The 19818-nt window shown below is 56.0% G+C and carries 20 protein-coding genes; 13 read left to right on the forward strand and 7 right to left on the reverse strand.

The genetic code is table 11. The features are described from left to right. Window positions 1-133 precede the first annotated feature (133 nt). The 5 genes from D4100_RS07670 to D4100_RS07690 all read left to right on the forward strand — a co-directional run bounded on the left by D4100_RS07670 (window position 134) and on the right by D4100_RS07690 (window position 3513). Complete coding sequence (locus D4100_RS07670) at window positions 134-1342, forward strand: MFS transporter (RefSeq protein WP_119803887.1); 1209 nt, start codon at window positions 134-136, stop codon at window positions 1340-1342. A 66-nt stretch (window positions 1343-1408) separates the two neighbouring features. Beyond that, on the forward strand, window positions 1409-1870 hold the full coding sequence (locus D4100_RS07675; protein ID WP_065506050.1) for a GNAT family N-acetyltransferase: 462 nt from the start codon (window positions 1409-1411) through the stop codon (window positions 1868-1870). A 58-nt stretch (window positions 1871-1928) separates the two neighbouring features. Further along, a complete protein-coding gene (gene yajD, locus D4100_RS07680) occupies window positions 1929-2270 on the forward strand; it encodes an HNH nuclease YajD (RefSeq protein ID WP_004942039.1) in 342 nt (113 codons plus the stop codon). Between the two features lie 314 nt (window positions 2271-2584). Beyond that, window positions 2585-3220, forward strand: a complete 636-nt coding sequence (locus D4100_RS07685; RefSeq protein ID WP_065506049.1) for a division plane positioning ATPase MipZ — start codon at window positions 2585-2587, stop codon at window positions 3218-3220. Then, window positions 3217-3513: a hypothetical protein gene (locus D4100_RS07690; RefSeq protein ID WP_065506048.1), complete on the forward strand. Its 297-nt coding sequence runs from the start codon at window positions 3217-3219 to the stop codon at window positions 3511-3513. The genes D4100_RS07685 and D4100_RS07690 overlap by 4 nt, the downstream gene beginning before the upstream one ends. A 53-nt stretch (window positions 3514-3566) precedes the next feature. Here the strand turns inward: D4100_RS07690 and D4100_RS07695 are convergent, their stop codons facing one another. Continuing rightward, complete coding sequence (locus D4100_RS07695) at window positions 3567-4328, reverse strand: CDP-diacylglycerol diphosphatase (RefSeq protein WP_065506047.1); 762 nt, start codon at window positions 4326-4328, stop codon at window positions 3567-3569. A 225-nt stretch (window positions 4329-4553) separates the two neighbouring features. Here D4100_RS07695 and D4100_RS07700 point away from each other — a divergent pair, with 225 nt between their 5' ends. After that, window positions 4554-5360 carry an alpha/beta fold hydrolase gene (locus D4100_RS07700; protein ID WP_119803889.1) on the forward strand — a complete coding sequence of 269 codons (807 nt, stop codon included), beginning with the start codon at window positions 4554-4556 and terminating at the stop codon, window positions 5358-5360. Between the two features lie 269 nt (window positions 5361-5629). Here the strand turns inward: D4100_RS07700 and bglX are convergent, their stop codons facing one another. Beyond that, a complete protein-coding gene (gene bglX, locus D4100_RS07705) occupies window positions 5630-7927 on the reverse strand; it encodes a beta-glucosidase BglX (RefSeq protein WP_119803891.1) in 2298 nt (765 codons plus the stop codon). A gap of 115 nt (window positions 7928-8042) precedes the next feature. Beyond that, window positions 8043-8972 (reverse strand): LysR substrate-binding domain-containing protein, encoded by a 930-nt coding sequence (locus D4100_RS07710; protein WP_119803893.1) that lies wholly within the window; start codon window positions 8970-8972, stop codon window positions 8043-8045. Window positions 8973-9092: 120 nt separating this feature from the next. On the opposite strand from D4100_RS07710, the gene D4100_RS07715 reads away from it, so the two are divergent. Continuing rightward, window positions 9093-10247, forward strand: a complete 1155-nt coding sequence (locus D4100_RS07715) for a pyridoxal phosphate-dependent aminotransferase (RefSeq protein ID WP_065506043.1) — start codon at window positions 9093-9095, stop codon at window positions 10245-10247. 42 nt (window positions 10248-10289) lie between these two features. Beyond that, entirely contained in the window at window positions 10290-11069 is a 780-nt protein-coding gene (locus D4100_RS07720) for an ABC transporter substrate-binding protein (RefSeq protein ID WP_119803894.1), read from the forward strand. Window positions 11070-11192: 123 nt separating this feature from the next. Here the strand turns inward: D4100_RS07720 and D4100_RS25590 are convergent, their stop codons facing one another. The 3 genes from D4100_RS25590 to ddlA form a co-directional block, all read right to left on the reverse strand. Further along, window positions 11193-11411, reverse strand: a complete 219-nt coding sequence (locus tag D4100_RS25590; protein ID WP_147417746.1) for a hypothetical protein — start codon at window positions 11409-11411, stop codon at window positions 11193-11195. Continuing rightward, entirely contained in the window at window positions 11395-11961 is a 567-nt protein-coding gene (locus D4100_RS07725; protein WP_147417747.1) for a hypothetical protein, read from the reverse strand. Before D4100_RS07725 ends, D4100_RS25590 begins: the two co-directional genes overlap by 17 nt. A gap of 197 nt (window positions 11962-12158) precedes the next feature. Then, entirely contained in the window at window positions 12159-13262 is a 1104-nt protein-coding gene (gene ddlA / locus D4100_RS07730; protein WP_065506040.1) for a D-alanine--D-alanine ligase, read from the reverse strand. 169 nt (window positions 13263-13431) lie between these two features. On the opposite strand from ddlA, the gene D4100_RS07735 reads away from it, so the two are divergent. From D4100_RS07735 to D4100_RS07755, 5 genes are all read left to right on the forward strand, one after another. Further along, window positions 13432-13635, forward strand: coding sequence for a ParD-like family protein (locus tag D4100_RS07735; RefSeq protein WP_006324220.1), 204 nt, complete (start codon window positions 13432-13434; stop codon window positions 13633-13635). Continuing rightward, window positions 13632-14426, forward strand: a complete 795-nt coding sequence (gene map / locus D4100_RS07740) for a type I methionyl aminopeptidase (RefSeq protein WP_065506038.1) — start codon at window positions 13632-13634, stop codon at window positions 14424-14426. Before D4100_RS07735 ends, map begins: the two co-directional genes overlap by 4 nt. A gap of 217 nt (window positions 14427-14643) precedes the next feature. Beyond that, complete coding sequence (dld, locus tag D4100_RS07745) at window positions 14644-16353, forward strand: D-lactate dehydrogenase (RefSeq protein ID WP_119803898.1); 1710 nt, start codon at window positions 14644-14646, stop codon at window positions 16351-16353. A gap of 173 nt (window positions 16354-16526) precedes the next feature. Then, window positions 16527-17900, forward strand: a complete 1374-nt coding sequence (locus D4100_RS07750) for an NAD-dependent succinate-semialdehyde dehydrogenase (protein WP_119803900.1) — start codon at window positions 16527-16529, stop codon at window positions 17898-17900. A gap of 342 nt (window positions 17901-18242) precedes the next feature. Next, window positions 18243-19094, forward strand: coding sequence for a DMT family transporter (locus tag D4100_RS07755; protein WP_065506035.1), 852 nt, complete (start codon window positions 18243-18245; stop codon window positions 19092-19094). A 55-nt stretch (window positions 19095-19149) separates the two neighbouring features. On the opposite strand, the gene D4100_RS07760 is transcribed toward D4100_RS07755, so the two are convergent. After that, window positions 19150-19740, reverse strand: coding sequence for a Yip1 family protein (locus tag D4100_RS07760; RefSeq protein ID WP_004941995.1), 591 nt, complete (start codon window positions 19738-19740; stop codon window positions 19150-19152). Window positions 19741-19818 lie beyond the last annotated feature (78 nt).

A 19818-nucleotide genomic window follows, 5' to 3' on the forward strand; every position in this document is an offset into this window, starting at 1 on the left:
CTAGATTTAAAACCTCGCACTATTTCAGGAGCCCGCCCACCAATGTAGTCCTTCTTTAATCAGTCACTGTTGTCGTCAAACCGGCCTCGTCCCGCACGCAGCCGGACTGTGATTATTGAAGAGGAACATCGACATGTTTCAGGCATTACTGTGCGCATTGCGGCGCCATCCTTGGCTCAGGGCGCTGGGCTGCGGCTTTATCCTTTCTTCCGTGGGCAACGGGCTTACCTTTGTTATCGTTTTCGGTGAGCTGTTGCGTTCGCAGGCTCCGCCTTCCTCCCTCGCCCTGGCGTACCTGCTGGCCTTTTCTCCGGGTTTTATCGGCAGCTTGCTCAGTGAAAAACTCTCACTGCGCTGTTCACCCTTTGCCCTGCTGTTACTCAGTGAATCGCTCGGGCTCTGCGGGCTGGCCCTGCCGTTTTGGGCGCTAAGTCATCATCAGACGACGTTGCTGCTATTGACCCCGGGCGTCGCCGCATTTTGTCAGGGAATGATCGTTCCGCCGCTGGGCCAGCTCTTCAAAGGCGGGTTAAAACGGGAAGAGCTGCCGTTGGCAGCGGGGCTGGAAACCCTGTTTTTTGCCGCCAACGTGCTGTTTGGCATTGGCCTTGGCGTGTTGCTGTATGGTCGGGTGGCTACAAAAACATTGCTATTGCTGGATGCAATGAGCTTTGTCTCCAGCCTGCTGCTATTGGTCGTGGCCAAAAAGGCTTTCACCCGTAGCCGGCCGCCTGGCTCGCCACACCCGGCGGTGCCATTTCATTGGCGTACACTGCAACCCCGACAACAGCGGGCCATGCTGATGCTGCCAATGCTGGCTCTGGTTGGCTCGCCGGCGATGGCGTTACTACCCGCTCTGGCACCGCAGTTGCCGCAGGCAGGTGAAAACATCGGCCTGTCTCTGCTGTTCGCCCGCAGTCTGGGCCAACTGTTCGGCCCCTTTATACTGCCGGTAACCCGGTTTCATGCCATGAGCCACAGCAATAGCCTGCAATTGGGCTGCCTGTGCGGCTTTATCCTCTGCTATCTGAGCGTGCCGCTGGTGCCTTCAGAAAGCATTGCGTTGTTGCTGATTTTTTCCGCGCATGTATGCTCTAACGTGGTATTTGCACTCGCCAGCTATGGGTTGATGGCCAATTTCTCCCAGGCACAGGTTGGTATGGCAATGGCCCGCGCCTATCGGTGGCAGATCCTGATAAGCGCCGCCAGTACCTTAAGCTGCGGGCTGTTGGCCGACCGTCTCGGCGCATCTGCCGCCATCATCCTGCTTTCGTTATTCGGGCTGCTGCTGGCCGCTGGGGTGATGGCAAACTATCGCCGTGATGCAGGTTTGATTGAATGATAATTCCGGGGCCGGCACAGACCGGCCCTGCCTAAAAGGATCTTAAGAGAGTTCAGGAACATGAGTATGCATATCGAACGACTTTCCGCACACCGCCAGCGCATTGGCGAACTGGCTGCTTTGCTGCATCAGGAATGGCGCGATTTCTCGCCGTGGAGCAGCCACGAGAAAATCAGCCAACGCTTTGAACAGCGCTGCGAACCGCAGCATTCCGGCATGACGTTGCTGGCCCTGTCACCGCAACAACACATCCTCGGCACCGCCAGCCTGGTCATTTACGATCTGGCGGATAAACCGGAGCGCAAATTCTGGCTGGGCGAAGTCTTCACCCATCCCCAGCACCGCGGTTTGGGCGTTGCACGCCGCCTGATCGACCAATGCATTACCCACTGCAAACAGAAAAATATTACCGAGCTGTATCTCTACACGCCGGACCAACAGTCGCTGTATCAAAAATTGGGCTGGCAACCGGTGGAACAACGTCAGGTTTCCGGCGAAGAAGTGACAGTGATGTGCCGCACGCTGTAACCCGGCGCATTGTGATAGTATTAAACGTAATATTGTTATCATTCTACAGGCACTCACCATGGCATATATTCCCAAAAACTACGCAAGGCTGGAGACCGGCTACCGCGAAAAAGCGCTGAAAATTTTCCCGTGGGTCTGTGGGCGCTGCTCGCGCGAATTCGTTTACTCCAACCTGCGCGAGCTGACGGTTCACCATATCGATCACGACCACAGCAACAACCCGGAAGATGGCAGCAACTGGGAAATGTTGTGCCTGTACTGCCACGACCATGAACACTCCAAGTACACCGAAGCAGACCAGTACGGTTCAACGGTGATCGCCGGTGAAGACGCGCAAAAAGATGTCGGCGTTGCGACCCATAATCCGTTCGCCAACCTGAAATCGATGTTGAAAAAGTAATGCTGCCGCTGCGGATGCGCGCTGTCGCATCCGCAAAAAACAAGCAAGCTAGCAACTTATTAAGCTAATAAAAAAGCAAATAATCCCTCCCTCAACACCATTTCCCAGAGCATTCCTACTTACCCACTTGATAAGTTACCAGCAAAATAAGCTGCAAAGTTAACAGCATACTGGCTTGGCAAGCGGCCACGGTTGGTGCATATTGTCCATAAGTTGTTCTTGTTAACCTGTTTAATTATCAACCTGATAAGATACTAACTTAATAAGCCATCAGCTTAACCAGTTAGCATCTTGATAACCTGAGAGATGGCAGCATGATTGTTTTGATTGGCTCGCAAAAAGGTGGCGTAGGAAAATCGACCAAGGCGGTCAATATCGCCGGATATCTGATCCTCAAACAGGGGAAAACCGCCATCATCGTCGATGCTGACGATCAGAAATCAATCATGACCTGGTATAACGATCGCCAGAATGTGGAGGGCCTGCCGCATATCCCGGTAGTCGCCGCCTCGGGAAAAATCAAAGAAACCCTGCTGGAATTGGATCGTCATTACGATTATGTGATTGTCGACACCGCCGGCCGCGACAGCGCCGAACTGCGCTCCGGCCTGCTGGCCGCAGATCTGTTCCTCTCCCCGCTGCGCCCATCGCAGATGGATCTCGACACCATCGGTTATCTGTCGGAAATGTTCTCCACCGCGCAGGAATATAACGAGAAGGTGAAAGGCTACATCGTGCTGAACATGTGCCCGACCAATATCTTTATTAACGAAGCCAACGAAGCGGCACAGGTGCTGAGCGAATATCCGGAATTTACCCTGGTCAGCAACCGCCTGTGCGACCGCAAGATTTACCGCGATGCCTGGGGTGAGGCGATTACCGTACACGAGGCGCACAACGCCAAGGCGCAGGCGGAAATCGAAAGCCTGGTGAAAGAGGTGATCCTGTGAAAAAGCGCACCCCAACTCACCGCATGTCGGAAGACGAGTTTATCAACAGCGCCACGTCGCATACCCTGATTACCCCCGTTGCCGAAACCAAGCCACAGGGCCGTAAACGCACCTATAAGGCGATTTCGGTCAGCCTGACCGATAACCACGTCGACACCATCGATGAAATCATTGTGCAGGCGGCACGCAATGGCGTGGTACGCATTACCCGTTCCGACATCATCAAGCTGGCCATTGACGGGCTGGCCGAAAAAAGCGAAGAACATCTGCTGCAGTTGCTGAAAAAGCTGTAATTAACCTGATAGCCTGCCAGCTTAATAAGTTGGCAGGCTAACAATGACAGGAATTACAACCCATTACCGGCAACTGCACACTGGTAATCCTGGATCTCGCCTGCGGACCCCAGATTCAGGTCGGTCAATTTTAAACGGTTGGCCAGCAAAATCATCTCACCTTCTGGGCTCACTGCCAGCGCCAGCCCATAATTGGCCATATCATCACCCTGCCCGACAACATATTGCTGCAGCAGCCTGAACGGGTCTTCTTTGGTTAAATCAACGCCAACCAATTTTCTGGCCAAATACTGATGGCCGACCAGTTTTTCCGCCAGCGGCCGCCAGTTTTGATCTATATGCTTCGCTTGTTCCCCAAGCTGTTTATATACGTCCTGACGCAGGCAGGCGATATGGATATGCAACTGATTTTGGGAGCGGCCATATCTCGAATTTATCGCCAACGATAACCAGGTATCTTTTAGCGGTTTTCCCAGCTCTGTGGATATATGGCTGCGATTTTCCCAGGCCTGGGAAAAATAAGGCGGCGTGTGTTCCGTTTGCAACTCTGGGCTCTCAATACCGCTGATTTTTTCGGTTGGCATCGCCAGATCGTGATAAGGACCTTTACTGTCTTTAAACAGCACATAACCTTCTTTTAAATCAACCTTTAAGCAAGGATCCGGGTCGTTATTCTGTTGCTGGTTGGGTACGCACTGTTGGCTGACAATCTGCCACAACGCATCCTGATTGCCACGCCCGAAGAAAAACCATAACACCACTGCCAGGATCAAAATAACAAGCAAGATAATTGATAACTTTAGAAACCTTTTCATCACCACTCCATGTTCAATACTTCCTTCACCAAAGAGTGGCCAGCATAAATCAGCCGGCAATAAACGGCCAGAATATTATACCGAAACCCTAACTTGCATTCATTTTCTGAGCGATAAATAATTAAAAATAAGGTTTTGCGAAGATAAATTAACGCCATTTGATAAAATCAGCATGATATTATAAATAGGTCAAGACACCCCCTACTTAACAAGGAAGCATATAATATGCAAACTACGGATAAGCAGTTTAATTACCTGGATATCGGCTCAGGTTTCCCGTTATTACTTGGCCACAGCTATCTGTTCGATCGGCATATGTGGGAGCCGCAGCTTGATGCGCTGGCCGAACATTATCGCGTTATCGTTCCGGATCTCTGGGGGCACGGCGAATCGCCGCAGCTACCGGCTTCGCACACCAGCCTGTCGGATATCGCCGCCGACCATCTGGCGCTGATGGATCAGCTCGGCATCCAAGAATTCGGCATCGTCGGTTTGTCGGTCGGCGGCATGTGGGGTGCCGAGTTAGCGGCAGTGGCGCCCGAGCGGGTTAAGGTGCTGGTGCTGCTGGACAGTTATATGGGCGACGAAACGCCTGAGGAGCGCCAGCGCTATTTCGCCATGCTGGACGCCGTCGATCAGGCAGGGGCGATCACCTCACCGTTACTGGAATACATTGCCGCACAGTTTTACTCCGACAATGTCCCCGCATCGCTGTTGCAACCATTGATTGAGCATTTGCAAAGCCTGCCCGCCGACCTTCTGCGCAACAGCATAGTGCCGCTGGGCAAAATGATCTTCGGCCGTCCCGATAAACTGGCGCTGCTGGAAAAAATTACCGCAACAACCCTGGTGATCACCGGCGAGCTGGATAAACCGCGCCCGCCGGCAGAAGGCCAGCGAATGGCGGATATCCTTGGCTGCGAACATGTGCTGATCCCCGGGGCGGGCCATATCAGCAACAAAGAAAACCCGGAAGCGGTCACCAAAGCGCTGTTGGCTTTCCTGGCCGAAAGCACCACTCCGCTATTTTGATAGCGGCTTACCGGGCCGAAAGGCCCGGTAGCGCTCATAGCCTACGCGCTCCGTTGTTGGATAAACGCCATCAACGGGGCCAACTTTTTCTGCGATATGCCGGGAATGGTGCCCGGTGTCGGCATCAGGACCACATCTGCCCATTTTCGACAAACAGAGCTATGCTGCTGGTTACCCGCAGCGGGTATTTGAATGATGACTCTGATTTCGCGCAGGAATTGAAAAGATAGAAAACCCTCTCTTACCGCAGTAAGAGAGGGCGATACGATTTACTGCAGCGTAAAGCTTTGCGCCTGTACGTTGTCGGAATCCAGGCCGACAAACACGTTGAACTTACCCGGCTCCGCGCCCCATTTCAGGCTGGCGTTATAGAACTTGAGATCCTCTTCAGTGATCGGCAGCTCCACTTGTTGCGACTGGCCGGCTTTCAGCATCACCTTTTTGAAGTTGCGCAGCTCTTTCACCGGGCGGCTGACCGATGCGGTGACATCCTGTACGTATAACTGCACCAGGGTAGCACCGTCATATTTGCCGGTATTCTTCAATGTGACGCTGGCGGTCAGTTTACCGTTGCGCGCCATCGTCGGGCTGGAAAGCTTGAGATCCGACAGGCTGAAGGTGGTGTAACTCAGGCCGTAACCAAAGGGATACAGCGGGCCGTTAGGCGAGTCGAAGTAACGCGACGTGTACTTGCCTGGGTTTTCCTTGCCGAACGGCCGGCCGGTATTCAGATGGTTGTAATACATCGGGATCTGGCCGACAGAACGCGGGAAGGTCATCGGCAGCTTGCCCGACGGGTTGTAGTCGCCGAACAACACGTCGGCCACCGCATTGCCACCCTCGGTGCCGCTGTACCAGGTTTCCAGCATCGCATCCGCCTGCTGGCTTTCCCAGCTCAGCGCCAACGGCCGGCCATTCATCAGCACCAACACCAGCGGCTTGCCGGTCGCCTTCAGCGCGGCGATCAGATCCCGTTGGCTTTGCGGAATAGTGATATCGGCGCGGCTGGAAGCTTCGTGCGCCATGCCCTGCGCCTCACCCACTACCGCTACCACGACATCGGCCTGCCTGGCCGCCTGTACCGCTTCATCAATCATCTGCTGCGGCGGACGGGTATCAAACACCACCGCCGGCTCATACTCATTCAGATAGTCGATAATACTTTTGTCCTGGGTAATGTTGGCGCCTTTGGCATAGAGGATCTTCGCCTTGTCGCCCACCGCATGCTCCAGCCCCTGACGAAGAGTCACCGACTGTTTGACCACGCCGGCCGCCGACCAACTGCCCATCACATCACGCTGGCTGTCGGCCATCGGCCCTACCAGCGCAATGGTGTCTTGCTTGCTCAACGGCAGCGTCTGCTTGTCATTCTTCAGCAGCACCAGAGTTTTGCGCGCTACTACGCGCGCTTCGGCGCGGTGCAGACGGCTTTCGGCATTGGTGTCCTGCGGATCCGAGCCTACCGGGCCAAGGTGGTTATAAGGGTCTTTGAACAGGCCCATGTCATATTTGGTGTTCAGCACGTCGCGGCAGGCGCGATCGATGTCGCTTTCCGAAACCAGCCCGTCCTTCACCAGCCCCGGCAGGTATTGGTCGTAGTATTCGTCGCTCATGCTCATGTCGACACCCGAGGTGATCGCCAGCCGCACCGCATCGCGCGCATCTTCGGCTACGCCGTGCTTGATCAGCTCTTTAATCGCGCCGTGGTCGCTGATGGTGATGCCGCCAAAGCCCCACTGGCTGCGCAACAGATCTTTCAGCAACCACGGGTTGGCGGTGGCAGGAATACCGTTGATCGAGTTGAGCGATACCATCACCCCACCGCTGCCGGCGTCTACCGCTGCCTTATACGGCGGCAAATAGTCCTGATGCATTCTCAGCGGGCTCATATCGACGGTGTTGTAATCGCGGCCGCCTTCGGTGGCGCCGTACAGCGCGAAGTGTTTAACGCTGGCCATCACTGAGCCAGGCTGGGACGGGTCACCGTTCTGGTAAGCATCGACCATCACTTTGGCAATTTTGGACACCAGCCAGGTGTCTTCGCCGAAACCTTCCGATACTCGGCCCCAGCGCGGATCGCGGGTGATATCGACCATCGGCGAGAAGGTCATGTTCAGGCCGTCATCGCTGGCTTCCTGCGCCGATACCCGGCCGCTGAGCGCGATGGCTTCGAGATCAAAACTGGCCGCCAGCCCCAGGCTGATCGGGAAGACGGTGCGTTGACCGTGCACCACGTCGTAGGCGAAGAACAGCGGGATTTTCAAGCGGCTGAGTTGCATGGCCTGATCCTGCATCGCGCGGATATCCGGCCGGGTGACGGTGTTGAAAATAGCGCCAATCTGGCCCTTGCTGATACTGTCGCGGATCGCTTCTTTCGGGTTATCCGGTCCGACGCTGATTAAACGCAACTGACCGATTTTTTCTTCCAGCGTCATCTGTTTCATCAGGTTGGAAACGAAAGCATCGCGCTGTTGGGCATTAACTCCTTGCGCCGCACCGTTCTCCTGCGCAAAAACCGGGCTGATGGCCAGGCCGGACAGCAAACTCACCACACAAAGCCATTTCATATTTTTTGTCTCAGGCATGTTCCCGCCGCAGCCGGCGACGGGGAGGATTAGTCAAAGTGAAAAAGCAGTGTGACATACTCTTTTTCACCGCAGAAATAATTTGTAATGTTAAAGGTTACAAGCTGTTAGCGGAGGCGGATAAGCCATTTTGCAGCCGGGCGCGGCTTTGCGCCGCCTCTTCGCCCAGAAAATTGACCAGCGTGGCTAATGTCGCGGGCATCATCGCCCGTTCAGGATAGACCAAATAGTAGGCCGCGCCGCTGACCACGCTGAGCGGGAACGGCGTAACGACGCGCTGCGCCTGGATATCTTCCTCCAGCAGGCACAAGTCGCCGATGGCGATGCCAAAACCTTGCAACGCGGCACTCATCGCCAGATCCAGAGTATCAAAATGCTGCGCCTTGCCGGAGGGCAGCGTCTCCAGCCCCGCCGCCTTCAGCCACAGCAGCCAGTCGCGGCGATCGCGCGTGGGATGCAGCAGGGTTTTCTCCGCCAGATCGGCCGGGGTTGGCGGGCGGGCTAAATCGGGAAGGTAAGACGGCGTGCAGACCGGCGTGAGGATTTCATCGAACAGATGATGCACCGCCAGCTTTTTGCCCTGCGGTTGACCGAACACCACCGCAGCATCGAAGTGCTCTGCGCTGAAATCCAACCCGTGCGATACCGAGGCGGTCAGTTCGATATGCATTTCCGGGCGTTCGTTTTGCAATCGGATAATACGCGGCAATACCCAGCGCATGGCGCAGGTCGGGCACTTGATGCGCAAGGTGCCCGGCTGCGCCCCAATCCGCGCCAACGCCTCGCCCAGTTGCCCCAGCGCCTGCTGCACCGGCGCCAGCAGCATGGCACCCTGTGGGGTCAGCGTCAGCCCGCGCGCCCGGCGGCTGAACAGCGGATAGCCCAGATGCTGCTCCAGCCCGAGGATCTGACGGCTGACCGCGCCTTGCGTCAGGTGCAGTGTCTGGGCGGCATGAGTGAAATTAAGGCGCTGAGCCACCACCACAAAAGTTTTCAAAACGTCGAGCGACGGCAGAGATGTCTGCATAGCGGGCCTCGGTTAGCCATGATTTTAACTCATGGCTAGTATGACAAACATTCCCTTGTCCGCCTACCGGCACTGATGCTTAATCAATCAATACTTCTCCCCTTTTTCCAGGAGCCAATCATGCAGAGCGCCTGCTCACAACGCTCGAAATTGCCGGATGTCGGCACCACCATTTTCACCGTAATCGGCCAGCTCAGCGCGGAACATCAGGCACTGAACCTGTCGCAGGGCGCACCGAACTTCGCCTGCCAACCGCAACTGGTTGAGGCGGTGGCGCAAGCCATGCGCGCAGGTCATAACCAGTACGCGCCGATGAGTGGCGTGGCCGCATTGCGCGCTGCGTTGGCGGATAAAGTTGAACGATTGTATGGCGCACGTTATGACGCCGACGAAGAAATCACGGTCATCGCCAGCGCCAGCGAAGGATTGTATTCCGCCATCAGTGCGCTGGTGCACCCGGGCGATGAGGTGATTTATTTCGAACCGGCGTTCGACAGCTACGCGCCGATTGTCCGCCTGCAAGGCGCCACGCCGATAGCCATCAAGCTGTCGTTGCAGGACTTGCACATTGACTGGGACGAAGTCGCCGCCGCCATCAATAGCAAAACGCGGATGATCATCGTCAACAGCCCGCATAACCCAACCGGCAGCGTGTTCGGCGAGCATGACATTGAGCGCCTGACCGCTCTGACACGCAATACCGATATCGTTATCCTGTCCGACGAGGTTTACGAACACGTGGTATTCGACGGCGATATCCACCACAGCATGGCGCGCCACCCGCAATTGGCCGAACGCAGCGTGATTGTGTCGTCGTTTGGCAAAACCTATCACGTTACCGGCTGGCGCGTCGGTTACTGCATGGCGCCGGCGGCGCTGATGGATGAGATCCGCAAGGTACACCAGTTTATGGTGTTCTCCGCCGATACGCCGATGCAATACGCCTTCGCCGAAGCGCTGGGCAATCCGCAAAGCTATCTGGGGCTGGCGGATTTCTATCAGCAAAAACGCGATTTGCTGGCCAGCGCTTTGCAAGATTCGCGCTTTGAATTATTACCCAGCCGTGGCAGTTTCTTTATGCTGGCCCGCTTTAGCGGTTTCAGCAGCGAAAGCGACAACGATTTTGCGGTGCGTTTAATCCGTGAAGCGAAAGTCGCGACTATCCCGCTGTCTGCGTTTTACAGCGACGGGACCGACACCGGCATCATCCGGCTGAGTTTTTCAAAAGATAACGAAACCCTGCTGGAAGGCGCACGCCGTCTGTGTCAGGTGTAATGCATTCACTTTTGGTTTGACCATGGGAAAAAGGCACTGACTATGAAATCACTGAAAACGCTGATCGCTGTGGGCTGCCTGCTGGCCGCCGGTTCCTCTCTGGCGGCGGAAAATACGCTGCGCTTCGGCCTGGAAGCGCTGTATCCGCCGTTCGAATCCAAATCCGCCAGCGGCACGCTGGAAGGCTTCGATATCGATCTGGGTAACGCGGTCTGCGCCGCCGCCCAGTTGAAGTGCAGTTGGGTCGAGACCTCGTTCGACAGCCTGATCCCGGCGTTGAAGGCACGCAAGTTTGACGCCATCAACTCGGCGATGAACGTCACCGACCAGCGCCGCCAGGCAATTGACTTTACCGACTCCATCTATCAAGTGCCGAACCGCCTGATCGCCAAAACCGACAGCGGCCTGCTGCCCAACGCCAAATCGCTGGCGGGCAAACACGTCGGCGTGCTGCAAGGATCTATTCAGGAAACCTACGCCAAATCCCACTGGGCGCCGCAGGGCGTGGACGTGGTGTCCTATCAGGATCAAAACCAGGCGTACCTTGACCTGACCGCCGGCCGCCTCGACGCCACCCTGGTGATGGCGCCGTCAGGGCAAAGCGGTTTCCTGGCGCGCCCGGACGGCAAGGGCTTCGCCTTCGTCGGCGATGCGGTCAGCGATGACAAGATCCTCGGTGAAGGCATTGCCTTCGGTCTGCGCAAAGGGGATGACGAATTGAAGAAAAAGCTGAACGACGCGATCGTGAAAGTGAAGCAGCAAGGCACCGTGACCGAGCTGGCGAAGAAGTATTTTGGCGATATCGACGTGACGGTGAAATAAGCGCCTCCCTCAGGCCGTTCACAATGAGTAAGGTGACGCTGGGGAATGTATCTTTTAGTCTACCTCTGTCTGGCCGATAAAAATGGCTCCGTTACTAACTGGAGCCATTTTCACCTTAAAAACTTAAGCTTTCAGCTTACGGCGTAACTCACTCATTGAAGCTCGCGTGCTCAGTTTATTATCAGTCACGTCGGCCTCACCGTCTTTTCCGTAAACCCCGGAAGTTCCGCAAAGCAGACGTTCTGTCTCCGCTACGAGTAAACTCTTCATAGTCTTACGATGCCTGCTCATGACCATTTCGACAGTCACTTCACGGGCAACAACTTTAGCAGATGATGACATAATCCCTCCCCGTCGAAGTTGACTTAAAGGCTCTCATGTTAGGTGGCAGAAGCGGTGTAATGCTCTTTTTCAACCTTCCCGTTTTGACATTAACACGGGGTGTTGTGCTCAACCCAAGCAAACAATCATAAATCTCAACCAGATCTGCCTGTCGCTTAGCTCCGGTTTGAGAGGGGAGAGCCGCTTGAAAAACAAAACCACCGAGATTGAAAGTATTGTAGTGCTCCAGCATAAGTGATGCAACATTGAGCAATACAGTTCCATTTCCCAGTCCCTTGCTGGAGTAATGGAAAAAATTACCAAATGATTCAATATCATGAAAGCGGTCAAAATAAACTTCCGCCATGAGAGGATCAGGAAAACTACAGTCTTGAGGAAGTGCATACCCTAATTGGTTAAGCTCACGTTCTGAGTTTATATGTCGGGCTACCACAGAATAAAACTCACCCGATACCATAAACTTATAAGAATAATGCGTTGCTCGATCATAGGTAAAACGCTTGCGCTCCCAACCACAACCGTCGTCAGGAAGCACTTCGTCGTAGTGCATTCTATAGTGCATTAGTATCAGGAATTCCTTTTAACTGAGACTAGATAACAACAATTTTTTCCCTTAAGAACCTTCGGGTATTACCTGCCCTTAAGAACAAAAAGATGAACGTGATAACTTTTATGAGGCTGGAACTCCCTTGGACCAGCCTCATAAATACCTTTTTACCAAAAAACAACGCGAGAAATATCCGATTATTACCGCTCGAACACCGAACTGTTAAGCGCGCGATCTTGCTGATGGCGTTCAAGCGCCAGCTCGATCAACCGGGTAATCAGCTTGCTGTAGCTGACGCCGCTGGCTGCCCACAGTTTGGGATACATGCTGATATTGGTGAAGCCCGGCAGCGTGTTGATCTCGTTAATCACCACGTTGTTGTCCGGCGTCAGGAACACGTCAACGCGCGCCAGGCCGAAGCATTCCAGTGCCCGGAACGCTTTTAGCGCCACGTCGCGAATTTTGTCGCTGACTTCCGGTGCGATCTCTGCCGGCACCACTACCTGCGCGCCCTGCTCGTTGATGTATTTGGTGTCGTAAGAGTAGAAAGCGTCGCTCAGCACGATTTCACCACACAGGCTGGCCTGCGGTTCGTCATTGCCCAACACCGCGCACTCAATCTCGCGGCCGACAATCGCCGACTCCACCAGCACCTTGTGATCGAAGCTGAACGCCAGCGCCAAAGCGGCGTCAAAGCCGGCCCGATCCTGCACCTTGCTGACCCCCACCGAAGAGCCCTGGTTAGCCGGTTTGATAAACAACGGCAGGCCCAAACGTTCGCTAAGCTGATCGAAATCGTATTTGCTGCGATTGGTGCGCGTCAGGGTGACAAAGGGGGCAACCGCCAGCCCGGCATCGCGCAGCAGGCGTTTGGTGACGTCTTTGTCCATGCTGACCGCCGAACCCAACACGCCAGCACCGACGAACGGCATATTGGCCATCCGCAACAGCCCCTGCAGTGAACCGTCTTCGCCCAGCGTGCCGTGTACGATCGGGAATACCACGTCGAGCTGGCCCAGTGCGCCGGCACTGCTCGCCTCAATCAGTTGCTGTTTCTCCTGACCGGGGATCAGCGCCACATTTTTATTTGAGCGGTTCAGCGCGATCAGCGCCGGGTTTTCCGCATTCAGCAGGTAATTGGAAGCATCGTTAATGTGCCATTGTCCCTGCTTGTCGATCCCCAGCAGCGTGACGTCAAACTTCTCTTTGTCGATAGCGTCCACAATGTTTTTTGCCGACTGCAGAGACACCTCATGCTCAGCCGATTTACCGCCAAAGATCACCCCAACCCGTAATTTAGTCACGCCCTGAATCCTTCTGAAAAATCATGCAAAAAAAGTCGTTTATCACAATAAACGCATTGCCCGATGGCGGCAATCGTTGTCATCAGGAAACTTCTTATGCCACGGAATGTACAATCCCCACCATCCAAACCATATACACTTCGTATATTATTCCTTTAAGGAGCAGCCTATGGGCATTGTGAAAATTTCAGATGCGCTGCATGACGATCTGCGCCTCGCCAGCCTGACGATGACGCGTTCGATCAACGCGCAGGCGGAATACTGGATCAAGATCGGCATGCTGGCGGAGTTCCATCCAGAATTGACCTACCCCCAACTGGTAAAAAAAATGATGAAAGATAACGCGCTGACGCTGAAGGAGATTGTCGGGTGAAACAGATTGTGATCAAAACGCCGGAAGAGATCGCCAAAATGCGTCACTCTGGCGCACTGCTGGCCAAGGTGTTTGCTATGCTCGATGGGGTGATTGTCGAAGGTATGTCGACCATGGAAATTAACGATCGCGCCGAAGCCTTTATCGTCGATGAGTTGAAATCGCGCCCGGCCAGCAAGGGCCAGTACGATTTCCCTTACGTGCTGAATACCTCGATCGACGACGTGATTTGCCACGGCATTCCTTCGGCCAGCAAAATCCTGCGTTCCGGCATGATCGTTAACGTCGACATTACGCTGGAAAACGGCGGTTACATTGCCGACTCCAGCAAGATGTACTGTATCGGCCAGACTACGCCATTGGCCAAACGGCTGGTGAACAACGTGTATGAGTCCCTGTGGCAAGGCATCCGCGCGGTAAAACCTGGCGCAACCTTGGGGGATATCGGTCATGCCATTCAGCAGCACGCGGAACAGGCCGGTTACAGCATCGTGCGTGAATACTGTGGCCACGGCATCGGCCGCGATATGCACGAAGAGCCGGCGGTGCTGCACTTCGGCCAGCCGGGCACCGGTATGGTGTTGCAGGAAGGGATGGTATTTACCATCGAACCCATGATTAACCAGGGCGACCACCGGATCAAGCAGAAGAAAGACGGCTGGACGGTGGTGACCCGCGACAAAAAGCTGTCTGCCCAATGGGAGCACACCGTGGCGGTTACCGCAGACGGCGTGGAAATCCTGACGCTGCGTGACGAAGAGCGCCAGGCCGGGTACGCAGAACGCTATTAAGCTACCAAGCCAATAAGTTATTAAGCTAACAAATCATTAAGCCAACAAACGACTAAATTAATTTACCCGATGGATTTCAAACGGCGGTAACGGCAAGAACCACTGGTCATGCAGGGGCGCAGCATGCGGTGCCCACGCTAATCGAGACGAATATCTTCGTCCTCTGGGGTAAGCGCGCCGCCGTTTGAAAGACGACAGGTATGACAGGGAGATCGGCATGACGCAGTCAGGTAACCAGGCATTTCTCGCTCAGCTCAAAGACATCGTCGGCGGCCCGCAGCTGCTGACCGGCGAACGCAGCACCGAACGTTATCGCAAGGGGTTCCGCTCCGGCGAAGGCAAAGCGCTGGCGGTGGTGTTCCCTACCCGCCTGTTGCAGCTGTGGCGGATACTGGAGGCCTGCGTGGCCGCCGACAAAATCGTCATCATGCAGGCGGCGAACACCGGCCTGACCGAAGGCTCGACGCCCAGCGGCAACGATTATGACCGCGATATCGTCATCGTCAGCACCCTGCGGCTCGATCACGTGCAGGTGCTGGACAACGGCAAACAGGTGGTCGGCTTCCCCGGCAGCACCCTCAATCAACTGGAAAAGTTGCTGAAACCCTACGGCCGAGAGCCGCATTCGGTGATCGGCTCTTCCTGCATCGGCGCTTCGGTTATTGGCGGCGTGTGCAATAACTCCGGCGGTTCGCTGGTGAAACGCGGCCCGGCCTACACCGAAATGGCGCTGTACGCCCAGTTGGGTAAAGACGGCCAACTGCGGCTGGTGAACCATCTGGGGATTAAACTCGGCGACACGCCGGAAGAGATCCTTACCCGGCTGGAGAAAGCCGACTACCGGCCGGAGGACGTCGAGCACGGCGAACTGCGCGCCTCCGACAACGAATACGCCAGCCGGGTGCGCGACGTCGATGCCGATACCCCGTCCCGCTTCAACGCGGATAAACGGCGCCTGTTCGAGGCCTCCGGCTGCGCCGGCAAGCTGGCGGTGTTTGCGGTACGCCTGGACACCTTCGAGAAAGAAGGCAAAGAGCAGGTATTTTATATCGGCACCAACGACACCGCCGTGTTGACCGAGCTGCGCCGCCATATGCTCGGCAAATTCGACAATCTGCCGGTGGCCGGCGAATACATGCACCGCGATATTTTCGATATCGCCGAAGTGTACGGCAAAGACACCTTTATGATGATCGACAAGCTCGGCACCGATCAAATGCCGCGTTTCTTCACCCTGAAAGGCCGCGTGGACGCCAGCTTCAACAAACTGCCGCTGCTGCCGCACAACCTGACCGACCGGCTGATGCAGGGCCTGAGCCACCTGGCCCCCAGCCATCTGCCGAAGCGGATGAAAGAGTATCGAGAACGCTTTGAACATCACCTGCTGCTGAAAATGGCCGGCCCTGGCGTCGACGAAGCGCAGCGGTATCTGAGCCAGTACTTTGCCCAGGCCAAGGGCGCATTTTTCGCCTGCACCGCAGACGAAGGCAAAAAGGCCTTCCTGCACCGTTTCGCCGCCGCCGGCGCGGCGGTGCGCTACCATGCGGTGCATGCCGACAAGGTAGAGGATATTCTGGCGCTGGATATTGCGCTGCGCCGCAACGATACCGAGTGGTTTGAAACCCTGCCGCCGGAAATCGACAGCCAACTGGTGCACAAACTCTATTACGGCCATTTTATGTGCCACGTATTCCACCAGGATTACGTGGTGAAAAAAGGCGTCGACAGCCACGCGCTGAAAGAACAAATGCTGGCGATCCTCGACCGGCGCGGCGCAGAATACCCGGCCGAGCATAACGTCGGCCATCTCTACCACGCCAAGCCCGATCTGCAAGCGTTCTACCAATCTGCCGATCCGACCAACAGCTTTAACCCCGGTCTCGGCAAGACCAGCAAGCGGAAACATTGGGCCGGCAATACCCGGTAACATTTCCGCTTTCGGCCCGCGCCCCCGGCATGCGGGGGCAAAGCCGAAGTTCCCTTCTGCATCTTCGGCCCACATCCCCCTATCGTCTAGACTTAAAGACCGGTGCAGCCGCTTTTGCTGCGCCGTTCAAGGCGTATGTCATGCGTCACCATCCGCGACGAGAGGAACTCTTCATGCCATACCAAACGGTAAACCCTTTTAACAACCAACTTATCAAAGAGTACACGCCGCATACTGACCAGCAGGTAGAGCAGGCATTGGCAAAGGCTGATGCGCTGTATCGCTCCGGCTGGGCCAAGGGCGATATCGACCAGCGGCTGCCGGTGCTGCACAAACTGGCGGACCTGATGGAGAGCCGGGTCGAGGAACTGGCGAAAATCGCCAGCCGGGAAATGGGCAAGTTGATCGCGCAAAGCCGCGGCGAAGTGCAACTCTGTGCCCAGATCGCCCGCTACTATGCCGACAACGCCAAAAAATTTCTCGCGCCAGTGCGCTATGAATCCAGCCTAGGCGAAGCCTGGGTGGAGCATCATCCGATCGGCGTACTGATGGCGGTAGAACCCTGGAACTTCCCGTTCTACCAGTTGATGCGCGTGCTGGCCCCCAACCTGGCCGCCGGCAATCCGGTGCTGGTGAAGCATGCCGGCATAGTGCCGCACTGCGCGCAGGCCTTTGAACAATTGGTCGCCGAGGCCGGCGCACCGCAAGGCGCCTACACCAATCTGTATATTTCGCAGCAACAGGTGGCGAACGTCATCGCCGACGACCGGGTGCAGGGCGTGGCGCTGACCGGCTCGGAAAAAGCCGGTAGCATAGTGGCCGCGCAGGCGGCGAAGGCACTGAAAAAGTCTACGCTGGAGCTGGGCGGCAACGACGTATTCGTGGTGCTGGACGACAGCGATATCGCCAGAGCCGCCAAGATCGGCGCGCAGGCGCGGTTGAGCAATGCCGGCCAGGTTTGTACCGCAGCCAAACGTTTTATCGTGCAAGAAAAAGTGGCGGAATCCTTCCTGCAGGCCTTTACCGAGCATTTCCGCGCGGTGAAAATCGGCGATCCGTTGGATGAAACCACCACCTTGGGGCCGCTGTCTTCCCGCGAAGCGCTGGAGGGCCTGGCCAAACAGGTCGACGCCGCAGTGCAAAACGGCGCCAAACTGCATTACGGCGGCAAGCCGATACCGCATGACGGCAACTTCTTCGAACCGACGATACTGACCCACATCGGCCGTGACAACCCGGCGTACTTCGAAGAGTTCTTCGGCCCGGTGGCGCAGATCTATGTGGTCAAGGATGACGACGAGATCGTCAAACTGGCCAATGACTCCCACTACGGCCTCGGTGGCGCTATCTTCAGCACGGATATCGAGCGCGCCAAAAAGCTGGCCTCGCGCATCGAAACCGGCATGGTGTATATCAACTCGTTGACCGACACCGCACCCGAGCTGCCTTTTGGCGGCGTGAAGCGTTCCGGCTTCGGCCGTGAACTGTCGGATCTGGGGATCAAAGAGTTTGTAAACCAGAAACTGGTGGTGGTGAGCAAAAGCTAAACCGCAATCTCGGCGGGAGGCGTTAAGTTTATGTTGCGCCTCCCGCCGAACTTCACTATCTTTGATCCGTTAATCACTCCCTGCTTTCAGGAATATCAATGGCTCAGTTTGCGCACACCACAGACCCAACGAACACGCCGCTTCCGGCCGTCGTTCAGCTGTGCGCATCTTCCGCCCCTCCTGCCGTTTTCTCTGTCGTCACTGCGGTTGCCGCTTACCCGCCACGCTCTGTGGTTGTGCGCTAAGCCAAACCGAATTTTACCTCCAGCTTTCTTTATTTGCGCTCAGGCGTAGGCCGTTGCGCGTGCTGGAGCTTGTTATTTTCACGACAGGTGAAACCGAATGCGATTTATCACTCAATGGGCCAATGCCGGCCTGGCTACGCTGTTCGTCCTGCTTTGGAGCAGCGGCGCAATTTTCTCCCGCTGGGGGCTGGAGCATGCCTCCGCCTTTGCCTTCCTGTTCTTCCGCTGCGCCATCGCTCTGGCGCTGCTGCTGGCGATCGGCCTGTGGCAGCGGCAATGTCTGCCCGCTCGCGGCACCCGCTGGCGCGTAGCGCTGATCGGGTTGCTGATGATTGGCAGTTACCAGATTAGCTATCTGCTGGCACTGGAACAGGGCATCACGCCCGGCGTGCTGGCGACGCTGCTCGGCGTACAGCCGATACTCACCCAGTTCATTACCGAACGCCGTTGTTCCGGGCTGCGCGGCCTCGGCTTGCTGCTGGCGATGGCCGGGCTGACGCTGGTGGTGTACCAAAGCCTGGCGATCGCCCACTTCTCCCTGCCCGGCATGCTCTGCGCCTTTATCGCGCTGGGCTGCATGACCGCCGGCACATTGCTGCAAAAAGGCATGAGTCAGCCGCCGCTGGCGGTGTTGCCGCTGCAGTACGCCATCGGGTTGCTGATGTGCACGCTGGTGTTACCGTTCGAGCCGCTGCGGGTCGAGTGGAGCATGGCGCTTATCGTTCCGCTGCTGTGGATGGCGGTGGTAATTTCCGTGCTGGCCACCTTCTTGCTGTACCGGCTGATCCAACGCGGCAATCTGGTGCAGGTCACCAGCCTGTTTTACCTGATCCCGGCGGTCACCGCTCTGTTGGACTACCTGTTGCTCGGCCATGCGCTGGCGGCAATGAGTATGCTGGGCATGGCGGCCATCGTACTCGGCGTAATGCTGGTGTTCCGTAAACCGTAAAACGCAAAAGCCCCTCATGCCGGGTGGCATGAGGGGCAATATCAAAACAGACTTTTCAAAATAACCAGGAACCATACCCCCACAGCAGCACCGTTACCCCGAGCAAAAACTCAAGCAGCAGGATGCCGATGGCAAAAGTGGAGCTGGAAAAAATAAAACCTTCTTTACTGTCGATATTCAGGAAGTGGGGAATCCCCAGATTCAGCAGATAGCCCGAATAACACAGGCCAATCACGCCGACAAACAGGCATAGCCACACGACGGGATAGAGCGCGACTATACCACTCAGGAACATCGGGGTAGCAACATAGCCGGCAAACACCATGCAGCGGTGCAAACTCGGGCGTGCTTCATAACGCCGCGCCATCCAGTGGATCACTTTCCCCATGATCGCCACACCCGCCAGCATCAACAGGTAAAACGCCACTGCGGTATAAAATGCGGTAAACATATCGAGCCGGATCGCATGCCCTTCGCCGGAGAGCCAGCCCAACTGGGTGGTGCCGATAAAGGCGCAGACCACAGGGATCGCCGCCAGCAGCAGCACGTGGTGGGTGTAAAGGTGCGAGACGCTTTCGTTCTCGCTTTTAATGTGTTCGAACTCGGTGCTTGGATGCGCCAAAAGTCCCCAAACATGATTAACCATGAGACACCTCCTCCATCGCCGTAGGTCGCGATCGGCGAACGAATTTCCCTCTGACGGATTGTTGACCGTGCGAGGATT

The sequence above is a fragment of the Serratia inhibens genome, assembly GCF_003591175.1.
In the GTDB taxonomy this organism is placed as follows: domain Bacteria; phylum Pseudomonadota; class Gammaproteobacteria; order Enterobacterales; family Enterobacteriaceae; genus Serratia; species Serratia inhibens.

What these genes read in the sequence shown, in the direction of transcription:
- D4100_RS07670 (WP_119803887.1), top strand. Translation starts at nt 134, where the DNA reads ATGTTTCAGGCATTACTGTGCGCATTGCGGCGCCATCCTTGGCTCAGG.
- D4100_RS07675 (WP_065506050.1), top strand. Translation starts at nt 1,409, where the DNA reads ATGCATATCGAACGACTTTCCGCACACCGCCAGCGCATTGGCGAACTG.
- yajD (WP_004942039.1), top strand. Translation starts at nt 1,929, where the DNA reads ATGGCATATATTCCCAAAAACTACGCAAGGCTGGAGACCGGCTACCGC.
- D4100_RS07685 (WP_065506049.1), top strand. Translation starts at nt 2,585, where the DNA reads ATGATTGTTTTGATTGGCTCGCAAAAAGGTGGCGTAGGAAAATCGACC.
- D4100_RS07695 (WP_065506047.1), bottom strand. Translation starts at nt 4,328, where the DNA reads ATGAAAAGGTTTCTAAAGTTATCAATTATCTTGCTTGTTATTTTGATC.
- D4100_RS07700 (WP_119803889.1), top strand. Translation starts at nt 4,554, where the DNA reads ATGCAAACTACGGATAAGCAGTTTAATTACCTGGATATCGGCTCAGGT.
- bglX (WP_119803891.1), bottom strand. Translation starts at nt 7,927, where the DNA reads ATGAAATGGCTTTGTGTGGTGAGTTTGCTGTCCGGCCTGGCCATCAGC.
- D4100_RS07710 (WP_119803893.1), bottom strand. Translation starts at nt 8,972, where the DNA reads ATGCAGACATCTCTGCCGTCGCTCGACGTTTTGAAAACTTTTGTGGTG.
- D4100_RS07715 (WP_065506043.1), top strand. Translation starts at nt 9,093, where the DNA reads ATGCAGAGCGCCTGCTCACAACGCTCGAAATTGCCGGATGTCGGCACC.
- D4100_RS07720 (WP_119803894.1), top strand. Translation starts at nt 10,290, where the DNA reads ATGAAATCACTGAAAACGCTGATCGCTGTGGGCTGCCTGCTGGCCGCC.
- D4100_RS25590 (WP_147417746.1), bottom strand. Translation starts at nt 11,411, where the DNA reads ATGTCATCATCTGCTAAAGTTGTTGCCCGTGAAGTGACTGTCGAAATG.
- D4100_RS07725 (WP_147417747.1), bottom strand. Translation starts at nt 11,961, where the DNA reads ATGCACTACGACGAAGTGCTTCCTGACGACGGTTGTGGTTGGGAGCGC.
- D4100_RS07735 (WP_006324220.1), top strand. Translation starts at nt 13,432, where the DNA reads ATGGGCATTGTGAAAATTTCAGATGCGCTGCATGACGATCTGCGCCTC.
- dld (WP_119803898.1), top strand. Translation starts at nt 14,644, where the DNA reads ATGACGCAGTCAGGTAACCAGGCATTTCTCGCTCAGCTCAAAGACATC.
- D4100_RS07750 (WP_119803900.1), top strand. Translation starts at nt 16,527, where the DNA reads ATGCCATACCAAACGGTAAACCCTTTTAACAACCAACTTATCAAAGAG.
- D4100_RS07755 (WP_065506035.1), top strand. Translation starts at nt 18,243, where the DNA reads ATGCGATTTATCACTCAATGGGCCAATGCCGGCCTGGCTACGCTGTTC.
- D4100_RS07760 (WP_004941995.1), bottom strand. Translation starts at nt 19,740, where the DNA reads ATGGTTAATCATGTTTGGGGACTTTTGGCGCATCCAAGCACCGAGTTC.